This window comes from Pararhizobium sp. P1_E7 (assembly GCF_056405855.1).
The window spans coordinates 1-21,939 of the sequence record NZ_JBFUBH010000046.1 but is presented as its reverse complement, the minus strand read 5'-3'; the positions used below and the strand labels follow the sequence as shown (position 1 = coordinate 21,939).

The 21,939-nt window shown below is 59.9% G+C and carries 20 protein-coding genes and 2 pseudogenes; 6 read left to right on the top strand and 16 right to left on the bottom strand.

Going from position 1 to position 21,939, the window contains the following annotated elements:
• Nucleotides 1-128 precede the first annotated feature (128 nt).
• The 3 genes from AC1D17_RS23035 to AC1D17_RS23025 are packed head-to-tail and all read left to right on the top strand — an operon-like array spanning nt 129 to nt 3,987.
• Nucleotides 129-2,069 (top strand): DUF3604 domain-containing protein, encoded by a 1,941-nt coding sequence (locus tag AC1D17_RS23035; protein ID WP_477567625.1) that lies wholly within the window; start codon nt 129-131, stop codon nt 2,067-2,069.
• Between the two features lie 5 nt (nt 2,070-2,074).
• Entirely contained in the window at nt 2,075-2,995 is a 921-nt protein-coding gene (locus tag AC1D17_RS23030) for a peptidyl-prolyl cis-trans isomerase (RefSeq protein WP_477567626.1), read from the top strand.
• Nucleotides 2,992-3,987 carry a HupE/UreJ family protein gene (locus tag AC1D17_RS23025; protein ID WP_477567624.1) on the top strand — a complete coding sequence of 332 codons (996 nt, stop codon included), beginning with the start codon at nt 2,992-2,994 and terminating at the stop codon, nt 3,985-3,987. Before AC1D17_RS23030 ends, AC1D17_RS23025 begins: the two co-directional genes overlap by 4 nt.
• Before the next feature lie 115 nt (nt 3,988-4,102).
• On the opposite strand, the gene AC1D17_RS23020 is transcribed toward AC1D17_RS23025, so the two are convergent.
• From AC1D17_RS23020 to AC1D17_RS22990, 7 genes are all read right to left on the bottom strand, one after another.
• Nucleotides 4,103-5,302: an efflux RND transporter periplasmic adaptor subunit gene (locus tag AC1D17_RS23020; protein ID WP_477567623.1), complete on the bottom strand. Its 1,200-nt coding sequence runs from the start codon at nt 5,300-5,302 to the stop codon at nt 4,103-4,105.
• A gap of 3 nt (nt 5,303-5,305) precedes the next feature.
• Nucleotides 5,306-7,669, bottom strand: a complete 2,364-nt coding sequence (locus AC1D17_RS23015) for an ABC transporter permease (protein ID WP_477567622.1) — start codon at nt 7,667-7,669, stop codon at nt 5,306-5,308.
• A gap of 5 nt (nt 7,670-7,674) precedes the next feature.
• Complete coding sequence (locus AC1D17_RS23010; RefSeq protein ID WP_477567621.1) at nt 7,675-8,394, bottom strand: ABC transporter ATP-binding protein; 720 nt, start codon at nt 8,392-8,394, stop codon at nt 7,675-7,677.
• A 78-nt stretch (nt 8,395-8,472) separates the two neighbouring features.
• The gene (locus tag AC1D17_RS23005) at nt 8,473-8,922 is read right to left on the bottom strand and encodes a host attachment protein (RefSeq protein WP_477567620.1); all 450 of its coding nucleotides are present in this window, start codon (nt 8,920-8,922) and stop codon (nt 8,473-8,475) included.
• Nucleotides 8,923-8,977: 55 nt separating this feature from the next.
• Entirely contained in the window at nt 8,978-9,808 is an 831-nt protein-coding gene (locus AC1D17_RS23000; protein WP_477567619.1) for a universal stress protein, read from the bottom strand.
• Between the two features lie 530 nt (nt 9,809-10,338).
• Nucleotides 10,339-10,932 carry an NADPH-dependent F420 reductase gene (locus tag AC1D17_RS22995; RefSeq protein ID WP_477567618.1) on the bottom strand — a complete coding sequence of 198 codons (594 nt, stop codon included), beginning with the start codon at nt 10,930-10,932 and terminating at the stop codon, nt 10,339-10,341.
• An 11-nt stretch (nt 10,933-10,943) separates the two neighbouring features.
• Nucleotides 10,944-11,705 (bottom strand): FMN-dependent NADH-azoreductase, encoded by a 762-nt coding sequence (locus tag AC1D17_RS22990; RefSeq protein WP_477567617.1) that lies wholly within the window; start codon nt 11,703-11,705, stop codon nt 10,944-10,946.
• Nucleotides 11,706-11,820: 115 nt separating this feature from the next.
• Between AC1D17_RS22990 and AC1D17_RS22985 the strand changes: the two genes are divergently transcribed.
• Nucleotides 11,821-12,753: a LysR family transcriptional regulator gene (locus AC1D17_RS22985; protein WP_477567616.1), complete on the top strand. Its 933-nt coding sequence runs from the start codon at nt 11,821-11,823 to the stop codon at nt 12,751-12,753.
• A gap of 435 nt (nt 12,754-13,188) precedes the next feature.
• Nucleotides 13,189-14,214: an IS1595 family transposase gene (locus AC1D17_RS22980; RefSeq protein ID WP_477567615.1), complete on the top strand. Its 1,026-nt coding sequence runs from the start codon at nt 13,189-13,191 to the stop codon at nt 14,212-14,214.
• On the opposite strand, the gene AC1D17_RS22975 is transcribed toward AC1D17_RS22980, so the two are convergent.
• Nucleotides 14,211-14,672 carry a hypothetical protein gene (locus AC1D17_RS22975; protein ID WP_477567614.1) on the bottom strand — a complete coding sequence of 154 codons (462 nt, stop codon included), beginning with the start codon at nt 14,670-14,672 and terminating at the stop codon, nt 14,211-14,213. The genes AC1D17_RS22980 and AC1D17_RS22975 overlap by 4 nt on opposite strands.
• Before the next feature lie 663 nt (nt 14,673-15,335).
• Nucleotides 15,336-16,958, bottom strand: coding sequence for a chaperonin GroEL (groL, locus tag AC1D17_RS22970; protein ID WP_477567613.1), 1,623 nt, complete (start codon nt 16,956-16,958; stop codon nt 15,336-15,338).
• Between groL and AC1D17_RS22965 the strand changes: the two genes are divergently transcribed.
• On the top strand, nt 16,932-17,126 hold the full coding sequence (locus tag AC1D17_RS22965) for a hypothetical protein (RefSeq protein WP_477567612.1): 195 nt from the start codon (nt 16,932-16,934) through the stop codon (nt 17,124-17,126). The two genes, groL and AC1D17_RS22965, sit on opposite strands and share 27 nt — an antisense overlap.
• A gap of 96 nt (nt 17,127-17,222) precedes the next feature.
• Here AC1D17_RS22965 and AC1D17_RS22960 read toward each other — a convergent pair.
• From AC1D17_RS22960 to AC1D17_RS22930, 7 genes and pseudogenes are all read right to left on the bottom strand, one after another.
• A pseudogene (locus AC1D17_RS22960) lies at nt 17,223-17,474 on the bottom strand (ribose-phosphate diphosphokinase); the annotation flags it as partial.
• Nucleotides 17,475-17,486: 12 nt separating this feature from the next.
• Nucleotides 17,487-17,633, bottom strand: coding sequence for a hypothetical protein (locus tag AC1D17_RS22955; protein ID WP_477567627.1), 147 nt, complete (start codon nt 17,631-17,633; stop codon nt 17,487-17,489).
• Between the two features lie 262 nt (nt 17,634-17,895).
• Nucleotides 17,896-18,066, bottom strand: a pseudogene (locus AC1D17_RS22950) (ribose-phosphate pyrophosphokinase-like domain-containing protein); the annotation flags it as partial.
• A gap of 251 nt (nt 18,067-18,317) precedes the next feature.
• On the bottom strand, nt 18,318-18,992 hold the full coding sequence (locus AC1D17_RS22945) for an ATP-binding cassette domain-containing protein (protein ID WP_477567611.1): 675 nt from the start codon (nt 18,990-18,992) through the stop codon (nt 18,318-18,320).
• Nucleotides 18,993-19,004: 12 nt separating this feature from the next.
• The gene (locus AC1D17_RS22940; RefSeq protein ID WP_477567610.1) at nt 19,005-20,201 is read right to left on the bottom strand and encodes an ABC transporter family protein; all 1,197 of its coding nucleotides are present in this window, start codon (nt 20,199-20,201) and stop codon (nt 19,005-19,007) included.
• A gap of 289 nt (nt 20,202-20,490) precedes the next feature.
• A complete protein-coding gene (locus tag AC1D17_RS22935) occupies nt 20,491-20,847 on the bottom strand; it encodes an SPW repeat protein (RefSeq protein WP_477567609.1) in 357 nt (118 codons plus the stop codon).
• Nucleotides 20,848-21,285: 438 nt separating this feature from the next.
• Nucleotides 21,286-21,939, bottom strand: a 654-nt coding sequence (locus AC1D17_RS22930) for a cation transporting ATPase C-terminal domain-containing protein (RefSeq protein ID WP_477567608.1), incomplete at its 5' end; no start/stop codon positions are given.

Genomic DNA, 21,939 nt, shown 5'->3' with positions numbered 1-21,939 from the left:
AGGCATGGTAGTCGCAAAACGCTTAAAGAACATTCAAAGCGGAGACAGGATCTCCGGTCATTGATGCAAATCAACAAATAGCCCGCTCGGATGGTTTAAGCATGACTGCTACAAAAAGGGGGGAAGCGATGAACAAGACATCTGCGAAGTTGATTATTGCAGGGTTCGTAAGCCTGGGCTCTGCCTTGCCGGCAGCGGCTCAGGAGACCACCGATATCGGCACTCTGGACAGCGCGAAGGCCGGAAAGGCATTTTCCAGCAAACCTGTCTACTCGCCCTATGCTGGGCGCAATTTTCCGACCAGGCCGCTATTCGGCGACACGCATCTCCACACCGGAGCCTCGTTCGACGCCGGCGCTTTCGGAGCACGGTTGACGCCTCGCGATGCTTACCGCTTCGCCCGCGGCGAGGAGATCACGGCGTCGAGCGGTCAGCCTGCCAAGCTATCACGGCCGCTTGACTTTCTGGTGGTGGCCGACCACTCCGACAACATGGGCATGTTTCCCGACCTCTTTGCCGGCAAACCGGATGTCATCGCCGATCCGCAGGCCAAGACCTGGTACGACATGATCAAGTCGGGTCAGGGCGCCACGGCGGCGCTCGAGATCATCTTCAGCTTCGGCAAGGGAACTCTGCCCAAGAGCATGATCTATGGGCCGGATACACGTCCTTACAAAAACGCGTGGCAGGACACGATAAAGGCCGCCGAGGAATATAACGATCCGGGGCGGTTCACGGCCTTCATCGGCTACGAGTGGACCTCAAACACGGCAGGCAACAATCTGCATCGCAATGTCGTCTTCCGCGACAATGCCGACAAGGCCGATCAGGTCGTGCCCTATACGACGCTTAAGCCCTTGGGCAGCGACAATCCGCGCGACCTATGGAAGTGGATGCAGGCCTATGAGGACAAGACCGGCGGCAGCGTGCTGGCGATTGCGCACAACGGCAATCTGTCCAATGGCCGCATGTTCCCACTGATCGAATCCTTCACGAACAAGCCGGTCGACAAGGAGTATGTCGACCAGCGCGCCCGGTGGGAACGGCTCTACGAGACGACGCAGACGAAGGGCACGGGCGAGGCGCATCCGGCGCTCTCGCCCAATGACGAGTTCGCCGACTTCGAAATCTGGGATTTCGGGAATCTCGATGCCAGCGTGCCGAAGACGCCCGACATGCTGGAGTTCGAATATACCCGGTCCGCGCTGAAGAACGGCCTCAAGCTCGAGGCCGAGCTCGGCACCAACCCCTACAAGTTCGGCCTGGTCGGCAGTTCCGATGCGCATACGGGTCTGGCAGCCATGGAAGAGGAAAACTTCTTCGGAAAGACCACGCCACAAGAGCCGAGCCCGGAACGCCTGACGGCAACGTTCGTCAAGGACACCAAGACCGGCATTACGGTGATGGACTGGGAGGTCGGCGCGTCGGGCTACGCGGCTGTCTGGGCGGCGGAGAACACGCGCGAGTCGATCTGGGATGCCATGCAGCGCAAGGAGACCTATGCAACCACCGGGTCGCGCATGGCCGTGCGCTTCTTCGGCGGCTGGGATTTCGAGCCGGCCGATGCCGAGACCCGCAACCCCGGCGCGATTGGCTACGGCAAGGGTGTTCCCATGGGTGGCGACCTGACGGCAGCGCCGGAAGGCAAGGCGCCGTCGTTCCTCGTCGCCGCGCTACGAGACCCGATCGGGGCCAATCTCGATCGCTACCAGATCGTCAAGGGCTGGCTCGACGACAAGGGCGAGACGCATGAGCAGGTGTACGACGTCACTTGGGGCGGGGACCGCAAGCCGGGCGCCGACGGCAAGGTGCCATCGGTCGGCAGCACCGTCGACATCGAGAACGCGACCTGGACCAACACCATCGGTGCGCCAGAACTGATCGCGGTCTGGAAGGATCCGAGCTTCGATCCGAAGCAGAAGGCCTTCTACTACGGACGCGTCATCGAGATACCGACGCCGCGGTGGACCGCCTATGATGCCAAACGATATGGAACAAAGCCGCTGGAGGGTACGCGGATGACTGTCACCGAACGCGCCTATACCTCGCCGATCTGGTACACGCCGTGATCGTGATGCCGGCGGTTGAACCGGCCGCCGGACGGTCGGGTCCGGCATTCGGCGAACGCGTGAGCACGATCTTGTTGAAACGCGTGCTCAGGGAGCCGCTGGTCCACTTCTTGGCTCTCGCGCTGCTGATCTTTGCGGGTTACGGGCTCTTGGGCGTCGATACGGAAGACAAGCCGGACAGCATCGTCGTCACGGCGCCGAAGATTGAGCAGATGGCGACCGTGTTCGCAAAGACCTGGCAGCGACCGCCGACCGCCGAAGAACTGAAGGGCCTGATCGACGACCATGTGAAGGAAGAAATACTAGTACGCCAGGCGCTGGAGCTCGGGCTCGACAGGGACGACACGGTCGTTCGTCGCCGCTTGCGTCAGAAAATGGAATTCCTGAACACGGCCGACGCCGAAGCTCTGACAGCGACCGATGCTGAGCTCGACGCCTATCTGAAGGCCAATGCGGCCACGTTCGAGATCGATCCGTTGCTGGCCTTCCAGCAGGTGTTCCTCAATCCTCAGCGGCGCGGCGACAGGATCGCAGAGGACGCGGCTTCCGTCCTCACTGCGCTGCTGACCAACCCGGCCACGGATCGCTCCCTTCTTGGCGACCCCACGTTGCTTCCGCCCGACCTGCCGCTTTCGGACAAGACATCGATCGGCCAGACCTTCGGCGCCGAATTCGTGGAAGAACTCGACAAGGCCCCACTGGGCCAGTGGACGGGTCCTGTCGCCAGCGGTTTCGGGTTGCATCTGATCCGGGTGTCTGAGCGCGTGCCCGGCCGAGTGCCGGCGCTCGACGAGGTTCGCGACGCAGTGGCGCGGGAGTGGACGAATGCCAAACGCGCCGAACTCGATCGCCAACGCTTCGCCGAACTGCTCAAGCGCTATGTGGTGAGCATCGAGAGCCCGGCCAGCGCGGGAACCGACCCATGACGCGGCTTGGCGCGCTGCTGGCCGTGCTGATGCCGGTGTTGCTGGCCACGCCGGGGTACGCTCATGAGATTCGGCCGGCCTATCTCGACATGCGCGAAACGACGGGCGACGAGTTCGCCGTCGTCTGGAAGGTCCCGGCGCAAGGCGAAATGCGTCTTGGGCTCTATGCAAGTCTGCCGAAGTCGTGCGTCGAGAAAGCCCAACCGGCGAGGTCGATCGTGGCCGGAGCTTATCTGGAGCGATGGACCGTCGCCTGTACAGGGGGATTGAGGGGCGGCGAGATCGGCATCATCGGCCTCAAGTCGACCATGACCGAAGCGCTCGTCCGCATCGAATACGAGAACGGCGACACGGAGGTCGTGCGCCTCATGCCGGACGCGCCCACCTTCGTCGCAGAGGGTGCACAGACCAGCCTCGAGGTCGCCCACACGTACTTCCTGCTGGGTGTCGACCATATACTCTCCGGTCTCGATCATCTGCTCTTCGTGCTTGCGCTCATGCTGCTCATTCGAGAACGCTGGATGCTGGTCAAGACAATCACAGCCTTTACCGTCGCGCACAGCATCACCCTGGCTGGAGCATCGCTTGGATATTTCAGCCTGCCGCAGAAACCGGTGGAAGCGACGATCGCCCTCAGCATCGCCTTCGTCGCAAGCGAACTGATCAAGATGAAGCCGGGCGAAAGGCGGCTGTCCGAGAGCTACCCCTGGGTCGTGGCCTTCGCGTTCGGGCTGCTGCACGGCTTCGGTTTCGCCGGCGCCCTGATGGAAATCGGCTTGCCGCAATCCGATGTGCCGCTGAGCCTCCTGACATTCAACCTGGGTGTCGAGGCAGGACAACTGATCTTCATCGCTGCGGCGCTGGTCGCGCTTCGGGCAGCAGGCGCGCTGAGCACGATACAGCCCGCACCGGCGCGTCAGTTCGGCGCCTACATAATCGGGACCGCCGCGATGCTGTGGCTGGTTTCGCGGATCGCTGGGCTGGCGGCGTGAGCAGCGCGACCCACTGAAGCTTCCGGCCACTCCGTTTGCCGGGGAAGTTGCTACAGGCGGTGCCGCTGGGTGCAACGCCTGATGTTGCGGCGGATGCCATGCCGTGGTTATCCCGCTAACGCTCGACGATCACCACGCCGTCCTTGATGCGGTCGCTCGGATAAAGGATGGCCTTTTCGCCGGGCCGCAGCCCCTCTCGGATCTCCACCGAGAGGCTGTTTCTCTGGCCGATAACAATAGGGTGCAATCGCGCCCGTGCTTCCTGCACGACGAATACGGCCCATTCGTCACCGTGCCGGAACAAGGCGCCGAGCGGCAGTTTGAGGACCTCGCCTTCGAAAAGGATGACCTGCACATCGACGCGATAGCCATGGCCGAGTGCGTGCCAATGTTCCGGCGGATCGGCAAAATCCAGGACCACATCGACGCGCTGCTCTTCGATTCCGAGTGCGGAAACCTTGGTCTGACCGTAGGGCTCTATGCGCCGCACAGTCGCCCTTAAATCCTCGCCGCCCCAGCCGGTAATGATGGCCTTCTGCCCCGGCTTAATCTTGACCGCGTCCTCCGAAAGCAGGTTGACGACAATCTCCAGGTCTGCGGGATCGCCGATTTCGAGCAAAGGGGTGCCGCCCTCGACGACGCCTTCGCTGCGGCGCATGACCCGCAGAACCACGCCGTTCACCGGAGCGGTCACCGGCACGCATTCGCAGGGCCCGCTCCGACTCCGGATTTCCTGGCGCGACAGCAGTCGCGACTGTGCCTGCGCGAGTTCGTGCTGCCTGACGTTCAAGGCGGCCTCGGCTGTGGCAAGATTGGCTTCCGCGACGTTGTGGGTCCGCTCTGCGTCTTCCAGAGTGCGCTGGGAGATCGCTCTCCGCTCTAACAGCAGGCGATTGCGTGCGAGTTCCCCGTGGGCGAAGGTCAGGTCAGCCTTCGCCTTGTTGAGCTCGGCGGCGGCAAGATTGTGCGCGGCACGCGCCGCCTCCACCGCCGCTTGCTGCTCCGCTTCGGTTCTAACGTCCAGAAAGGCCGGCGGCGCTGGTTCGATTTGTGCTAGCTGGGTTTTCCCAGCCTCGACGACATCGCCCGCCTCGACGGTGATACGCTGCACTTGGCCTCGCAAGGGTGCATGAAGTGTGTAAACGTCGCGGACCCGCGTTTCACCTTCCTCGTCGATTGTGACGCGCAGCATGCCGGTTCCAGCGGTGGCGAGGTCCACCTGAACGGGCTGCGGCCGCAAGGCGTAAGCGATGCCGGCCGCGAGCAGGGCCACCAAGCCGCCCCAGATAACCAACCTGCGTTTCGCGACGCTCACCGGTTACTCCCTTGTCTTCAGCACAGCGATTAGATCCAGCTTGTCCAGCCGCCGGCGCACGATCACAGCGCAGGCCAGCGTCGCCGCGAGAGCGATCAGTGCGGCCTTGCCGTAGGTCGCATCCCGCAGCACCAGCGGCACCCGGTACAATTCCGTCTCAAAGGCGCTTGTCATATACCACGCAAGGCCAAAGCCGATGACCGCGCCGAGCGGAATGGCGACCCATGTGAGGAGGCCGACTTCGCCAAGCAGAATGTAGGAGATTTCCCATCGGCTGAAACCGAGGACGCGCAGGGTCGCGAGTTCGTGCGCCCTTTCGGAGAGCGCTACTCGGATTGAATTGTAGGTGACGCCGACGGAGAGCGTCGTCGAAAAGGCGACGAAGAAGCCGATGAAGATCAAGATCGTTTCGCCCATGGTCTTGTAGAAAGTATCGATGGCGGCGTGGCGGAACAGGACGGCGGCAATATGGGGCGTATCCTTGAGCCTTGTGAGTAGGGTCGTGCGGCTTAATGCATCGACGCGGATGTGGAGGCCGCTTATGACGCGTCCGTCACCCGCGATCCTGTTGAGCTCGGCCATGTCCATATAGGCTGGCTTGCCGATATAGGTTTCGAATATCTGTAACACCGGCAGGCTCACCCGCCGCTGGCGCCCTTCCAGGAGTTCGATGACGATGGTGTCGCCCGCCTTGACCTCAAGCAATTCGGCCAGTTTGGCAGAGAGCATCAGCCCGCCGGGCGGCGCCTCCAAGCGTCCGCGTTCGACGTCAAAGACGGGGCTCAGGATGGCTCCAGTCGGCACGCCAATAATGCCCTGCCGCTCGATGAGATGTCCGTGATTGATGCGCGCCGAGACAAAGCGATAGGGTTCCGCCGCCAGGACGCCGGGCATCTGGCCGAAATCCCTGACCGCGTCCATCGGTTGCATGTCGTTAAACGCGACGGTTGCGTCCTGATGCTGTGCGCGCTCGAAGACGGTTTCGGCAAGGGAATCGATGGCGTCGACCCATTGGAGTGCCATGATGAGCACGGCGACCGACATGGCCAGGCCGAGACTGGCGAGGAACGCCCGCACCGGCCATCGGATGACGCGCCGCAAGATCATGCGCGACGGTTCGTCCAGAGCGCCGGCGAGTGCCGTCCGCGCGGCGAAGGTGCGCCGATAGATCGGCGGAGAAGGGGGCTGCATGGCCTCCGCGGGCGGGAGCCGGACGGCACGCCGCACCGCCGCCAGGCTGCCGGCCAGTGCCGCTGCCAGACTGATCGCCCCGGCAATCACGAAGCTCGCGGGGCCGGGGCGATAGAGCAGGAACGGGAAGCGGTAAAACTTCGTGTAAAGTTCCGTATTCCAATGGCCCAACCAAGCGCCGATCAGTGAGCCCATGAGGATGCCGATCGTGCCGATGACAAGAACCATCTTGGCGTAGTGCCAGCCGATCGCCCAATTGCCGTAGCCGAAGGCCTTCAGGAGCCCGATCTCGCGGCGCGCGGTCTGGATCAATCGAGCCATCACCATGTTGGTCAGGAAGGCGGCGACTGCAAGGAAGATGGCCGGCATGATCCGTGACATGTTTTTCTGTTGCGCGATCTCGCTTTCCAGAAACCAATTTGAGGTCTGATCCGGACGGCCATAGGCCCCGACGCCGCCAAAGGGGGCAAGCAGGCCATCGAGCTTTCGGATGACATCCTTTTCGTCCGCATTGGGCAAGAGACTCAGCGTCACGCTGTTGAAGGAGGCCTTGAGGTCGAAGGCTGCCGCCAGAGCATCCCGGCCCATCCACAGCACTCCGAAACGCTCGTCATCGGGCATGAGGCCACCAGGGGCGATGGCATAGACGTATTCCGGACTAAGCGCGGTGCCGACGACCTGCAGGTTGCGCTTGCGTCCCATCAGTATGGCATTGAAGCTGTCGCCGGGCTTCAATCGGTGAGCCTCGGCGAAGGGTTCGCTGACCACCACTTCGTCGGGTTGGGCGGGGTCAGCCATGCGCCCCGACCGGACCACCAACGCATTCAGAAGCTGCAGCCCTCGGTCGGGTAGCGAAATTAACTGGGCGACGACGGGTTCTGAATAGCCGGCTATGTCGAGAATGGCGCTGTCGACGATGCGTGTTTCGGCAAGCCGCACACCGGGAATTTCCGCGATATCGCGTCCAAGATATTCCGGCGCGCGGCTCGCCTGGGCAAACACATCGGCAAAACGCGTTCGTTCGTAGTAGGCGGCGGTGGTCTCTTCGAGCGCTTCGATGGTCGTCAGTGCCATGATGAGTAATGCGGTGCCGGAAGCGATTACGCATGCGACCGCCAGCACCTGGGCCTTCAGCCGCCAAAGTTCGCGAAGAAGCTTTCGGTCCAGACTCCTCATCACGGTTACCAGACGAGTTCGGAGGGCGCGCGCTGAGCGGAATTCCGCCGCGTTTCGACGATGCGCCCGTCGGCGAAGTAGAGCACGCGATTGGCGATTTCAGCAATGACTGCGTTATGGGTGATGAGCGCCGTAGTCGTGCCAAGTTCCCGGTGGATCCGCAGGATCGCGTCGAGGACAAGGATTCCAGTCCTGCTATCGAGCGCGCCCGTCGGCTCGTCGCAAAGAAGAAGGTCGGGGCGCTTCGCGATCGCGCGGGCAATGGCGACCCGTTGCTGCTCGCCGCCGGAAAGCTGCGCCGGGAAGTGGTCCAGCCTGTCGCCGAGACCAACCATCGCCAGCGCCTCGGCCGGCGACATGGGATCCCTGGCGATCTCTGTCACGAGGGAAACGTTTTCGCGCGCGGTCAGGCTGGGGATGAGATTGTAGAACTGGAAGACGAAGCCGACGTGGTGGCGCCGGTAAAGGTTGAGAGAGTGTTCGCTGTCCATATCGAGTTCACAATCGCGAAACAGCACTCTGCCTCTGGTCGGCCTGTCGAGGCCGCCGAGGATATTCAGCAAGGTCGATTTGCCACTTCCCGATGGACCGAGCAGGACCACCAGTTCGCCTTCACCGAAGTCGACGTCGACACCCCGCAGCGCGTGTACCTCTATCGTGCCCAAACGATAGGTCTTGGTCAGGTCGCGCCCGCGCAGTGCCATTGCCGATGCTTCCTCTTCCACCGGTCGCTCCTCGGTTTGCGAGGCGTCGCCTGCGCCCCATTCCAGGGGCCGGACTCCTGCTGTTCAATCGCCGAGATGTCATTCCGAGAGATAGTGCTCGATCTCCGGGATAGGAAACTTTACCAGATCCTTTGCCACTTCGGCGGTCACGGTGGCGCGAGCAGTAGGGCTAAGGCACTTACGCAGGATGCCGAGTGCGCGCGATGGCGCGATGACAACGAGATTGGTGACGCTATTGTCACGCATCAAGCCGTCGAGCTTCTCGGCAATATGAGAGAGAAACGCCTCCTCGGCCTGATCGTGCCAGTCTGTCTCCTGCGTAGCGCTTCGAGCGTCCCCAAGTGATTGATAAACGCGGCCCTGACGGTCCGCTCCGAGATCGCGCGTCGGCGGTTGATATTCGGAGGCGACGTCAACCGGAATGAGACTGGGCCGTTCCGCGCTACCGTCGTTGCGCAGAATGAGGGCTTTGGCTCCGTCGCACACGAGTACCCAGCCTTTATGTGGAATTCTGGTTGTTGACACCATGTCCTCCTTCTGCTGCCGAAGCCGGCGGTGTTCCGAGGTTGATCTTTCTGAGCGCTCAACGTGCCATCAGTACGGGTAGCCTCGCCTCCTCGAGCATCGATCTCGTGACGCCGCCGAAAACGAACTCGCGGAGCCGGGAATGGCCGTAAGCTCCCATCACGATAAGATCGGCAGCGACATCGACGGCATGTTGCTGCACAACCTCAGTCACCGATCGACCCGCGCTCGGCAAGGTGTCGACTGTCACGTTGATGCCATGACGGGCGAGATAAGCTGCGATGTCTGCGCCGGGTTCTTCGCCGCTCGCCCTGAGCGCCGCGTTTGGATCCACCATGGTAACGTGAACGGAATCGGCATTCACCATGAGTTCGAGTGCTTGCTGCGCGGCATGCGCGGATGATGGACGCGAGTCCCAAGCCAGCAGGACCGTTTTCGGCTGCAGTGTGGGGGCGCTGTCAGGCGGCGCGATCAGCAGCGGGCGGCCGGCCTGGAAAAGACAGCCATCAACGACCTGCTGCTTCAGATCGCGGTCCTGAAATACACTGGGGCCAATCAGTACGAGATCGGCGTAGAGCGCACGCTCGCCAATGTCGAAATTCGCCCCGGCCACCTCCACGTAGAAACTGTCGACGTCAAACGAGAGCTCGCTTCGCGCCAGCTTTTCGCGAACCCGCTTTGCGCACTCGTTAAGCTTCTGCAGATTTCGTTCGCGCTGCTCCAGCCATCCCTGCGAAAGGGTTGTGTATCTTCCGGTTGGTTGCGGCGCCACGGCTACAACAAGAGCACTCAAATGGGCACCGACTTGACAGCAGAGATCGGTCGCCACGAGGAGATCGCCATCGATCGCCGCAGCGCTCATCACACTGAGAATTGTCTTAAAGGGCATTTTCTCTCCTCCCTTGGGGTCATTTGAATCGAGACTGCTCCGCCGACTGGCGCATAAGTGAACGGTGCCACTCAGCAACTATCTGCCCATGCTTCGAACGGCCCGTTCGTTTACCGGACAATTTTATTAAACCAGTCCAACGGAACATCCGCATTGATCCGCATCAAAGTGGAGGGATGGCCGGTCAAGTGATTTTCATCGCGCCTAGCTTGGTTGAACCGACATATCGCATTGTTCCCCCCGCTCAATCACTTGCAGCCAATCGGATCGCGCGTATTGGCCACAATTGCGGCATTAGGTAGCAAAGACCACCAAGGTCGGCTTAGCTATCTGAATTAGAAAAGAAATTTGAGTTAGCCCTCTTGGCGTGCCTGACGTAGATTGCGCTGGTTGTAGCGTCGTGTGGGAGTGGTCATCGTGCTTTGTCAGGAACGCCTCAAGAGCGGGCACCACATTTTGAGCGACAGCGGGTGTTGTTGAAGACCGCTGTCGCTCAATAGGGATGAAATGCCTTCACATGGAGAGCCATACTAGAACTTGATCAGGTTCTGGAAAACGAGGGCGTTGCGCGCCTGTATCAGGCGACCACCTTCGGCGATCCTTCCAACTTCAATTGGTGCGAAGCCGAGGTTCTCGGTGATCGAGGCAACGGCCGCGCTCGCATCGGCATGATCGCTGGAAATGAAGACCACGCGACGTCCGCCAGCGGGCACGGGCGCGGTCAGGCCCTGCATCGGAAGCTGGTTAAACGCCTTAACCAGCCTTGCACCAGGAACGCGGTCTGCGTTCACTTCCGATGACAGACGGCCCCTGAGTTCGCGTTCCTGGACCTCTGGCGGAAGAAATGCCGAATTCGTCACGTCGACGACGATCTTTCCGGACCAGTCCGAGCGAAGCTTGCCTACGTCCTTGAAGGTCAGGAACTGGACCGCGAGGAAGATGATGTCGGCGTCCAGCGCCTCTTCGACGCTCGACGGCCTGACGCGGTCGCCGAGGCCTTTGATCGAGGAGGCTACGGCCGACGGTCCTCGCGTGTTTGCGACAGCGACGGGGATCGAGTTCTTCGCGAAGAACCCTGCGAGCGTGATGCCGACACTGCCAGTTCCGATGATGCTGTATTTCATGACCTTCTCCCTCACGATGCCGCTGCGAGCGATGCGGCGGTCTTGTTTGCAGCCGCCGAGACGACTGCGCCGAATTCCTCGACTGCCCTCTCGCCATAGTCACCCGCGCGGGCACGTCCGGCGAGGACTAAATCGACGTCGACAATGCCAATCCATCCGAGGACCTGACGGAGGTACCCGCTGGCCAGGTTGTACTGCTCGACTGGAGAACCGGGAGAGAAATCTCCGCCGGTTGCKAGGATGATGTTCGCCTTCTTGCCGTTCAAAAGGCCCTTGTTGTCGGCGGACACCGTCACGCCCACGCGGACAATATGGTCGATGTAGGCCTTGAGAACGGCGGGAATGGAAAAGTTGAACATCGGCGTGCCGATGAGAACCTGGTCCGCCGACTTCAGCTCGGCGACAAGATCGTCCGACACCTTGATGGCCGCGGCCGCCTCCGGAGAATGCGTTTCGGCGGGCGTGAACGCACCCATGATCCACGGAAGGTCGACGAATGGGAGGTTAGTCGTCATCAGATCGCGGACGATAACGTCGCCGCCTGGATTCTCGGCTTTCCAGCGGTCGATGAAGACTGCGGTTAGCTTCCGGGAGGTGGAATAGTCATATCGAGGACTGGCCTCAATCACGAGGAGAGTGGGCATGTTGAACCTTTGCTGTGGAAGTTTTGACACGACTGCGGTCGCTGGAGGTCGATGCTCCGGCCTGAACAGACGAACCGCCTTGTCGATCCATCGACTCGATGATGCTTTTGTGTGTTCTCGCTCAGCCATGAACCGGCCTTTCCGAATGAGATTTGGTGACTTGTCGAGTTCTATTTAGTCAGATTGCGTTATCTATGTAATTGACGTAACTTTGCTTCTATCGATCTACTCTTTGGATGGCACCATGCTCGACAGCGTTACGATCAACCAACTCCGAACGTTTGTGGCGGTATGTGATGCGGGAAGCTTTTCAGGTGCCGCGAAAAGCCTGTTGCGCGCCCAATCGGCAGTCAGCCACGCGATCGCCGCCCTGGAGATGGCCTTGTCAGTTGAACTCTTCGAGCGCGGCACGAGGCGGGCGGAGCTCACTCCGGCCGGCCGAAGCCTTCTTCCCGACGCAAGGGCGGTAATCGCGCGCACGGAGGAGATGAAGACCCGTGCCCGCTCGATTTCCACGTCAGGCGCTGAACAGCTCTCGATCGCCGTGGACGTCTATTATCCGCGCAGGCACCTCATCGCCTGCCTGCGGCAGTTCGGCCTAGATGCGCCGACAGCCGTCGTGAATTTGCGCATGACGACGATGCAGGGTGGAGAGGCACTGGTTCTGGATGGGGAGTGCGTGTTCTCTATCACCGCTGCCGACGTGCCCGAACTGAAGCCGAGTGCGCTTGAGAGGCACTGGCTGTGCGACACGCGGATGGTCACCGTCTGCGCTCCCTCCCATCCGCTCGCCAACCTCGGGCGGGCCGCGGCGCGCGACGAGTTCAGCCGACATATCCAGATCGTCGTCACCGACAACCAGCCCGATGCTGAGAAGTCAACCGTGGCGGTCGCGGGGGAGCGTCGGTGGCTTGTGAACGAACTCGGCGCGAAGCACGACTTGCTCAAAGCAGGACTGGGCTGGGGACATATGCCTGAGGACCTCGTCTCCGGTGATCTTGCCAACGGAGTCCTCGTGGAACTCACGCGGCATGCATGGCACCTTCGGCCGCTGACATTTATGATCTCGCGGCGTAGAGGTCTTGACCCATCAGAGTGCGAAGCTCACCTGATCGCGATGCTCGCTAGCGGGCCCCGGTCAAAAAGCGCTTCCATCGCAGATAAGTCGGCAATGTGAGGGGAATTGCCGAGCCCTGTTCAAATCACTCATCCCGGACTGCGTAGGGGTTGAGACCAAGACTTGCGCAAGAAGCTGAATGCCCACTATGGCCCCCCTTGCGGCCTTGGGCATCGCTCTTATCGCCAGTAAACGGCCGTCGATCGCTCCTTGAGAATTAACCATTTAGAACTCTTGCGATCGACTTTTCCAGGAAGTGCAGGTAACGACTTAGGTCATGTTCAGGATGATACACATACAGCTCTGATCTCCACGCGGCCATTTTCGGCCGCCGATCCGCTGTGCCTGCCGTCGACTTCTGGAGCCTGAACATGACCCTCAACGCCATCCCTACCGCTGTCCATCGCCCGCACGCTGCGGTGTTGGCCTTCAGTGCCTTGGGCGCGGACTTGGAAATACGCCCGACCTTCCTCCGGATCGCGGAGGGGTTGAGCCATGGCGAACCCCGAGGACACGACCAAGGGCCAGCACTTCCTGCTGTCGCCAGAGTGCCGAACGCTGACGGTGCTCGATCTCGCCAAGATGCGGGATACGACTGCCTACAACTGTTTTAAGCGCCTTCGCTGGCACGAGACGGCGGGCGAGCCTTACTGCCCCAAGTGCGGAACGTTGCGCTGCCACACGATGAGCCGCAACCGCTTCAAATGCACCGAGAAGACCTGCAAGACCGTGTTCAGCGTCACCTCAGGCACGGTGTTTCATGCACGTAAGCTGAGCTTCAAAAAGATGCTAATCGCCATCTGGTTCTCTGCGAACTCGGTGAAGGGCAAGGCGGCGCTCCAGCTCTCGCGTGAAATCGGCGTTCAGTACAAGACGGCTTGGGTGCTCCTCATGAAGCTGTGCGAGGCCATCGCGTGGCGCAGGGAGGAGATGGTGCTCAATAGCGAGGTCGAGATTGACGGCAAGTACGCTGGCGGCCACATCCGTCCTGAGAATAAGGCCGAGGATCGCATTGACCGCCGCCTCAAGAAATACCAGAACATGAAGCGTTTGTGCGCTCTTGCGATCCGCCAACGCGGACTGGGAGGCCAGACGTTTACCCGGATCATCCGAGACGAAGACAGCAACGCAGCCTGGGCTGCCGTCCGTGATCACGTGTCGCGGGAAGCAACGGTCTTCGCGGACGAGCACGGCAGCTATAATGACCTGGCTGGCCTCAACAAGCTGCAACGCGTCAACCACTCAAAGGCCTATCAGACCGACGATGGCACGAACACAAACCAGGTCGAGAGTTTCTTCTCGCGGGTCCAACGAGCCTATGTCGGCATCCACCATCGGTTTTCGTTGAAATACTTCGACTGGTACGTGGCCGAGCTCGCGTGGCGCGAGGATTGCCGACACGTGAGCAATCGCAGTCATACGTTCCAGGTGCTGGGCCACGCACTGTCTCGCCCGACGTCACGCTATCTGTGCGGGTACTGGCAGGGCAACAAGCCGCCGGACCTGATCTGGGAAGGCTAGGCGGCGACCTCCCACAAAACCTTACGACCGTCGAACTGTCCGGACTGCCGAACGCGTCCCGCAGTCGTCAGTTGGGTAAGGACCGCCGAAAGGCGGTGTGCGATGTCTGAGAGATTGGCTGGCTCGCTCGCGATGCCGATCTTGGCTGCAAACTTCGCTGCGCAGTCGGTCACCGAAATCGGTTCTCCTGCCTCGCGCAGGACCTCCAAGACGGCTTGGCGCTTGTTTACGCCGTTCATGGCCGCTTTCACCTCGGACGACGACGGCTTGGCCTTTCGAGAGCGGTTACCCTGTTCAGGTCTCGTCAGCGCCGATGCCTGGTAGTCGGGCTCGTAGCTTAGGATGACACGGTCGAGTGCGCCGATCAGTTCCTGGATGTCGACCCGCTCTCTTTCACGCTGCTGCAACCTTTCGGTCAGGGCGGCCCGCTTCTGCTTCAACTCATACGCTACAGTCATTCGAGGCCCCGTTTTCCAATAGAACGAGGGTAGTCTGGTAGCCGTTTCAGGTCTGGTGGTTTTTGCTACCTAATGTCGCACAATTGAGCACCGTTCGCCGGTCGTCGGTTCGGCCGGCACAGCAAATTTGATGCAAAGCAATGCGCCCTAGCAAAAACCGTGAGAGCTTTGAAAGGCCGAAGTCGAGATGACACCGGAAGAGCAGATGCCTGGATTTTAAGAACCGGGCTCGAACGATGAAGGCCCTGACAATGTCAGCGCAGAACAAACTCCGCTTGATTCAAGCAGTCATCCTAAAATGGCTGCTCTGATTATCATTATTCTTATGATCGCGTCGGTTTTCAGCGTTCTTTTGATCAAGGCTTATGCTCTGACGGTGCCACTTGGAGCTGAAACAAGTGGCGTTAAGAATGATTCGTAGCTGCACTGTATAGTTGAGACATAACCGCGGCGACTACCCATACGAGAGTGTGGTGCCGCACCGCATTCGCGCGTATCCGACACTGATAACGAGCCCATCACGGACGTCGACACTTCTGCTGCCAATCCGCTCAACGAAGTGGAAAGCGAGCCAAATGCGGTTACTTCGAGAGCACGATAATACCTATCTCCAACGGATTGTGTCGTTTTTATTGGCACGGATAGGAAGCCGGCCGCAAAGGACTACGGCTGCATCCCGGCCTCAGCCAATGCATCCTTCGGCGATTCCGGAATTTCCGTCATCGTTGCTTCGGTCAGCAAAAGCACGCTGGCAACCGAAACGGCATTTTCCAGCGCGATGCGGATGACTTTGGTGGGATCGATAATGCCAGCGGCGACCAGATCGACATACATCTTTCGACCAGCGTCATAACCAAAATTGCCTTCGCTCTCCAGCATCTTTGCGACCACCACCCCGCCATCGGTCGACGAGTTTTCCGCGATCTGTCGCGCCGGTAGTTCGAGCGACCGTTTGAGGATCTGAACGCCCGTGCGCTCATCCCCTTCGCATGCTTTTTCCTCCGCCTCCACGGCTCCAACGCACCGCAAGAGGGCCAGCCCGCCGCCGGGCAGGATGCCCTCGGCGACAGCCGCCTTGGTTGCGCTAATGGCATCGTCGAGCGCTTCCTTCTTCGATTTGAGTTCTGCTTCCGTGGCGGCACCCACCTTGATGACGGCGACGCCTCCGGAAAGCTTCGCTAGGCGCTCCTCGAGCTTTTCACGGTCATAGGTGCTTGTGGTCGTCGAGATTTCCCGACGTATCTGATCCGCCCGGGCGCCGATCGCCTTCTTGTCGCCGCGGCCGCCTATGATCGTTGTGGTATCTTTCGTCACAACGATCCTTTCGGCGCGGCCGAGTTGTTCAGGTGTAACCGTTTCAAGCTTTATTCCCAGTTCCTCAGAGACGACCTGGCCACCCGAAAGAATGGCAATGTCCTGAAGGAGGGCTTTTCGTCGGTCTCCAAATCCAGGTGCCTTTACTGCGCAATTTCGCAATGTTCCACGCATCTGGTTGACGATGAGTGTCGCCAAAGCTTCGGTTTCGACGTCTTCCGCGATGATCAACAGTGGCGTTCCCGCTTTCGCGACGGCCTCCAGCAGCTCCACGCAATCCTTGAGGGACGTAATCTTCCGGTCAAACAAAAGGATAACTGCATCCTCGAGTACGACTTCCATTCGTTCGGCATCAGTCACGAAGTAAGGCGAAATGTAGCCACGATCGAACTGCATGCCCTCGACCACATCGAGGATCGTCTCGGTTGATTTGGATTCCTCGACGCTGATCACACCATCGTCGCCGACCTTCTCCATAGCCTCTCCAACCAGCGCGCCGATCTGCGTGTCGTTGTGGGCCGAAATTGTCGCTACCTGCTCCTTTTCGCGCTTTTCCGAGACGGGGCGCGAGTTCTTTCTTAACTCGGCCACTGCACATTTGAGGGCGCGATCAAGCCCTCGCTTGATGTCGATCGCGCTCGCTCCGGCAGCGACGTTGCGCAAGCCGTCGGCGAATATCGCATGGGCAAGGATGGTCGATGTGGTCGTACCATCACCAACGATCTCGCCGGTCTTTTCCGCCGCCTGACGCAGCATCCGGGCACCCAGGTTTTCTTCCGGATCCTTTAAGTCGAACTCCTTGGCGATTGTCACCCCGTCGTTGCAGACGATCGGTGTTCCCCATTTCCTCTCGATCAGAACGGCTTTCGATCGAGGTCCAAGCGTCACGCGAACTGCATCTGCAAGTAGCGTCGCACCCTTTAAGATCTTCTCTCGAGCGGCAGAATGAAAAAGAACCTGTTTGTAAGGCATGGCTTTACCCTCCGTGCAATGACATTCGTAGCACAGGTTGAAATGGACGCTTTGACGCACATCAAATTCAACGGCGTCACGGCTACTGCGATTGCAGGGCTGACAGATGGCGACCGACCTTTGATGCCGGTCACCGCCGATCGGGATTCTACCCTTGTGCATTTATGACCGCGCTGCGTGCTTTGAGGCAAATCTGATTGGCTTTGCCGTAATCGTGAAGCCGAGAAATGACCCCGTTGCCTGACGACCGCCAGGGAGCTGATGTCAATCGTCGCCGAGGAGCTCCGTGATGGAACCACCCGACTGGAGCCGGCGAACGGCTTCGGCAAACAACGGTGCACTCCGAACAATCTCGACAGAAGAGCGCAAGAGATCCTCCTCAAGCCGGAAGGGTGCGATGGTGCCCGTCACGATCGTGCAATCGAGTGCGGGATGAGCTAGCACGGCTGCGGCACCCTTGCCGAAGAGCCCGTGCGTCGCCATAGCATAGACCGCCTTAGCGCCCCGCTGCCGGMAGGCTTCCGCCGCTCAGAGCATGGTGCCGCCCGTGCCGATCATGTCGTCGATAATGAATACCGTTGCATCTTCAACGTGTCCCGCGAAGAGATCGCCGGACACAATCAGGTTGCTGCGGCGTTTTTCCATGAAGCCGAACCGTGATGCGTTGCCGGACAAGCGCCCACAGGCTTCCTTCAGGAGTTGTGCGCGCTGAATGCCGCCGTCGTCGGGGGGGGGGAGAAGATCGTGACCGGTCCGCCTGACACCTTGCTGACGATGACCTCGGCGGAGGCATGGCTCTCAGATGTATCGTCCGGCATCTAAAAGCATTCTCGAAGGCCGCAAGGTTGTGCACATCGAGCGTTATCACCAGATCGGTGCCCACGGCCTCGAAGAGTTGTGCCAGATAGCGCGTCGTCACCGGATCGCGCGCCTTGGTTTGCCGGCCCTTGCGCGCATAGGCCAGATAGAGAACGACGGCAATTACCTGCGACGCTCCGTTTTCCCGGCACGCGGCAACGAGGAAGAGCAGCTTGCAAAGCTTGTCATTGGCCGACCCCTCCCAATTACCGTTCAACGCATGGATGACGAAGACGTCCTCGCCACGCACGTTGACAAGGGGGCGTGCCTCGCGTGCTGGCCGTCCTCGTAGTCGCGCTCCTCATGTTCGTCGAGCTGAACGCCGACGGCCTCCGCTATCGCAGCTCCGAGAACTCTTGTTCCGTTCAGTGCAAAGATACGCATTTAGATTTATAGGCCAAGATTATCCTGCGCTCCTTGATTGCGATCAAACTATGGGCCCGAGCGATGCTTCAAGATAGGCGTCCGTTTGCCAATCTCCATTCACCAGCTTTCGTGTGTCTAGGGATGCGGCCTGACGCGCGCGGGACCGACAGGGTGGTCTGTTCGGCGCAACATTGGCGTTTTGGTTACCCTGCCATCAGCGATCGCAAGCACGCCGTCGTAGAATTCTTCCCCTTTCGCAGACCTCGGAGGCGTGGCGTCGTGCATGACGGTGATCACCGTCGCGCCGGGGCAGTTGTCCCGAATGGCCTGGTGAAACCCGACTGTCGCCTCGCTGTCGAGGGCGCTCGTCGGTTCGTCGAGGAACATTAGACCAGGCCGCAGCAGCAGGATTCGCGCCAGCATGAGGGCTTGCTTCTGGCCACCGGAAAGTAGCTGGTCCCAGCTTTGGTTGTCCCTGCCTTCCTCGACAAGGTCGCCAGCAAAGGGAGYTAGACCGGCGTTAGCGAGCGCTGCTGCCACTTCCGCGTCCGAATGGGCTTCAATCGCATCGGGCAGACAGACCAACTCCCTCAACGACACTGCCGGCAGATGTACATCCTGCGCGGCATAGAATGTCCGCACGTTTCTTGGTAACATGATCCGACCGCGGCCGTGCGGCCAGAGACCGTTAATTGCTTTAAGCAAGGACGACTTGCCGCTGCCGGAGTCGCCGACGAGAAGCGTCCATTCGCCAGGTTTAAATTGGAGGTTCTCCATCCGGATGAAGGGTTCGTCATCGCCGGGATGCATCAGTTCGAGATGCTAGATCGATAGGCCCCTCTGTGCATCCTGCCTGTCATAATGCAGGTCGGAAAGCCCGGTACGGGCATGGAATTCGCGCGGCCGCTGTACGTCCTCGATTGCCTGCGCAAGATCGGTTATCCGACGTGCATTTGCCCTTAGCCTCGCAATGTCGGGCATCACGTGTATGAACCAGGAACAATCGTTGATAAGCACGTTGGCCAGTTCGGCGCCGGTGACGTAGGCCTGCAGACTGAGCTTGTTCTCGAGATAGGGAAGCAGTCCGGGTACGTAAGCGACAATGCGCGAGCCAAAGAAATTATAGACGAGTTCGAAACCCATATAGATCGCTGACAGGATGTTGAGGCTCGCCCAGGTGCGGTCGATGTTGCGATAGCGCCGCTCGTGGACGCCCCTTTGTGCTCTCTCCCCATCGGCGGCCGCAACGTGGAAGCTGTGGTGAAGAAGCGTCGTCAGCTCTCGACGGTAGCTGCCCTCGGCCGATTGCATTCTGACATCCAGCTTTTGCTGCATCGCTCCGAGTTTCGCTGCCACCAATGTGCTGATGGGGACGTAGGCGACGACGGCAGCAATCGTCAGGCAGGCGCTGGCGTAACTACCCAGGAACTCCAGCCCCCTGACCTCGGTCGAGGTCTCAATAATCTTGCCGCCAACAAAGAACAGCGACAGAACCACGCCGGCGACGCCCATGGCAAGCCCGATGGCACCGCCGGTCATGCCCTTGATCGATTCCTGGAGACGCTGGTCGATGTTGTCCGGGATCGCAGCCTTTGTCGGAACGGCCTCCGTCGCACCCTGCTGCAGGTGAAAATGCGTGTGATTGGCATCGAGCAACGCATCGTTGAAGCGACTGTCGAGCCACGCGCGCCATTTGCGATGCAGGCTCGTCGAGACGAAGTGGCGGACTGCTGTGAACCCGATTTCCTTGACCACGACGATCTTGGCCAAGGTTGCGGCGCTGGCCAGAATGGTCTGGAGCGTAGTGGGTTTTTCAGGGTGGTGAAGAAAGGCGATCGCGCTCACCAGTTCCCCCGACGCCTCGGCAAACCAGACGCTGGCCATCGCTGACAATGCCGTCAGCACGACGATGATCGCTGCAAGGCTCCACGCCTCGCGCCGTCGGTCTGAAAGCCAATAGGAGAACATCAGCCCCCAAAAGCTGCGCATCGAAGAAACGGGGCCAGACTGCGGCTGCATTCCCAACTGCGGCTTCACCGGTGCTAGGCCTCCTCCTACCCCTTGACTGTTCCTCGTCATCAAATTCCGAGCAATCTGTTATAGCGATAGCCTGGAAAAAGGTCCTAGGCCTGATGCCCTCGGCGCCGGAATCCCACCAAGCTAAGTTGTTTTCGTATGCACTAGGCTTGATACGGCTCTGATTGACCTCGGGTTGTGCGCGACAAACTCTGATCACCCGCGACGCCGAGGAGAACGTCTTCTCGCTCTTCAAAACCACTCACCATCAAATCCCAAATGATTTCGGTCTTCAACTGTGACCTAGCCCATGCTCTTCAGCGAGCACCGAACCTGACAACACCAACAGGATGGCACCAGTCAGAATGGCGTTCCAAAGCGACGGCTCGAGTTCAGTGAAGCGAAGAATCCAGGGGGATGCGATCAACCAGGCGCCGATGGCGACTTCCAGCCATTCTTCCCATGAACGAAACGAAAAAGATACCGCGACACCCAAGAGAACTACGACGAGCCCGCTGGCCACGAAACTCCATGTCACGGGGCCATCGGGGACTGTAGTTGGAAAGAAATATCGAAGGACCCAAGGGGACATCATCAGCCAGACCCCCAGAAGCGTTGCGGATGTATCCTGCCAGTGTAGGCGTTGCATAACGATCTCCTTTGGCCAGTTCGGTAGTTTAGTTTTGCAGTTGTGAGCACAACATGAGCCCCGATTCGGATCATTATGATCGGATGTGCTGGGTTCAAATGTTAGAATATTAAAAACCACCGTACTGTCATTGACGCGCATCAACAAAGCATTGGAGACGGCGCATATCTTCCCGACCAGACCCGCCATGGGCCGCCGCGGGTGTCTTCGGCCCCTCAGGCGGCCATTTCGGCATCGTGACTTGCACGCGGCCGCCCGCAAAATCGTACCGGACCAAGGGAACGCCGCTGTTCGGCTGAGCAACCCGGCAGCGAACCAGAGCGCAGAGGACCTCCCGAAGGGAGAGGCCGTGCTGACTGAAATAGCGCGCAGCCAGCCGAATGACCGGATCGTCTCACCGTCTCGACCGTGCAGGAACGCATAGAAATGTGTTGCTTGTCATCGTCTTTGTCGCTTCCCAGTGTACGCCCGGCGCCCCCCTCGATGTGTGCTCGCTCGGAAATACCATGCCTTTGCCAGTTCCGTCGCGAGGATGTATCCGATGACGATTGAGACGACTGCCCCCACCTCCAATGCCGAGAGGGGCATAAAGCCCAATAACGTACTTGGGGAGCCGAGATATGGGATCGCAAAGGTCGCTGCCGCCACGGCAACGGTTAAGAATAGCAACAATCGGCTCGGGCGGCTTTTGAAAGCGGGCCGGTGGCTGCGCAAGAGGAGCAAGACTGCCAACTCGGTGAGAACCGAGATGACGAACCACGATGTCTGGAAAATTCCTTCGTTGGCGTGAAACACGAGGAGCAGGACAGCGAAGGTCAGCAAATCGAATACCGAACTGATCAGTCCGAAGACGATCATGAACTTTTGGATCTCCTTTATGCTCCAACGCTGTGGCGTCAGCACCCGATCGGAATCGACGTTGTCGCTGGAAATCGCAATTGACGGTATGTCGGAAAGGAAGTTGTTGAGCAGAATTTGCTTCGCGGCAAGCGGCAGGAACGGCAACAACGGTGCCGCCAGCGCCATGCTTATCATATTTCCGAAATTCGCGCTGGTGGTGATCGCGATGTATTTCAACGTATTGGCAAAGGT

Bases quoted from the DNA above. Each gene is read 5' to 3' on its own strand.
- AC1D17_RS23035 (WP_477567625.1), top strand. From the start codon at position 129: ATGAACAAGACATCTGCGAAGTTGATTATTGCAGGGTTCGTAAGCCTG.
- AC1D17_RS23030 (WP_477567626.1), top strand. From the start codon at position 2,075: ATGCCGGCGGTTGAACCGGCCGCCGGACGGTCGGGTCCGGCATTCGGC.
- AC1D17_RS23025 (WP_477567624.1), top strand. From the start codon at position 2,992: ATGACGCGGCTTGGCGCGCTGCTGGCCGTGCTGATGCCGGTGTTGCTG.
- AC1D17_RS23015 (WP_477567622.1), bottom strand. From the start codon at position 7,669: ATGAGGAGTCTGGACCGAAAGCTTCTTCGCGAACTTTGGCGGCTGAAG.
- AC1D17_RS23005 (WP_477567620.1), bottom strand. From the start codon at position 8,922: ATGGTGTCAACAACCAGAATTCCACATAAAGGCTGGGTACTCGTGTGC.
- AC1D17_RS23000 (WP_477567619.1), bottom strand. From the start codon at position 9,808: ATGCCCTTTAAGACAATTCTCAGTGTGATGAGCGCTGCGGCGATCGAT.
- AC1D17_RS22995 (WP_477567618.1), bottom strand. From the start codon at position 10,932: ATGAAATACAGCATCATCGGAACTGGCAGTGTCGGCATCACGCTCGCA.
- AC1D17_RS22985 (WP_477567616.1), top strand. From the start codon at position 11,821: ATGCTCGACAGCGTTACGATCAACCAACTCCGAACGTTTGTGGCGGTA.
- AC1D17_RS22980 (WP_477567615.1), top strand. From the start codon at position 13,189: ATGGCGAACCCCGAGGACACGACCAAGGGCCAGCACTTCCTGCTGTCG.
- AC1D17_RS22975 (WP_477567614.1), bottom strand. From the start codon at position 14,672: ATGACTGTAGCGTATGAGTTGAAGCAGAAGCGGGCCGCCCTGACCGAA.
- AC1D17_RS22965 (WP_477567612.1), top strand. From the start codon at position 16,932: ATGAAAAAGAACCTGTTTGTAAGGCATGGCTTTACCCTCCGTGCAATG.
- groL (WP_477567613.1), bottom strand. From the start codon at position 16,958: ATGCCTTACAAACAGGTTCTTTTTCATTCTGCCGCTCGAGAGAAGATC.
- AC1D17_RS22940 (WP_477567610.1), bottom strand. From the start codon at position 20,201: ATGCAGCCGCAGTCTGGCCCCGTTTCTTCGATGCGCAGCTTTTGGGGG.
- AC1D17_RS22935 (WP_477567609.1), bottom strand. From the start codon at position 20,847: ATGCAACGCCTACACTGGCAGGATACATCCGCAACGCTTCTGGGGGTC.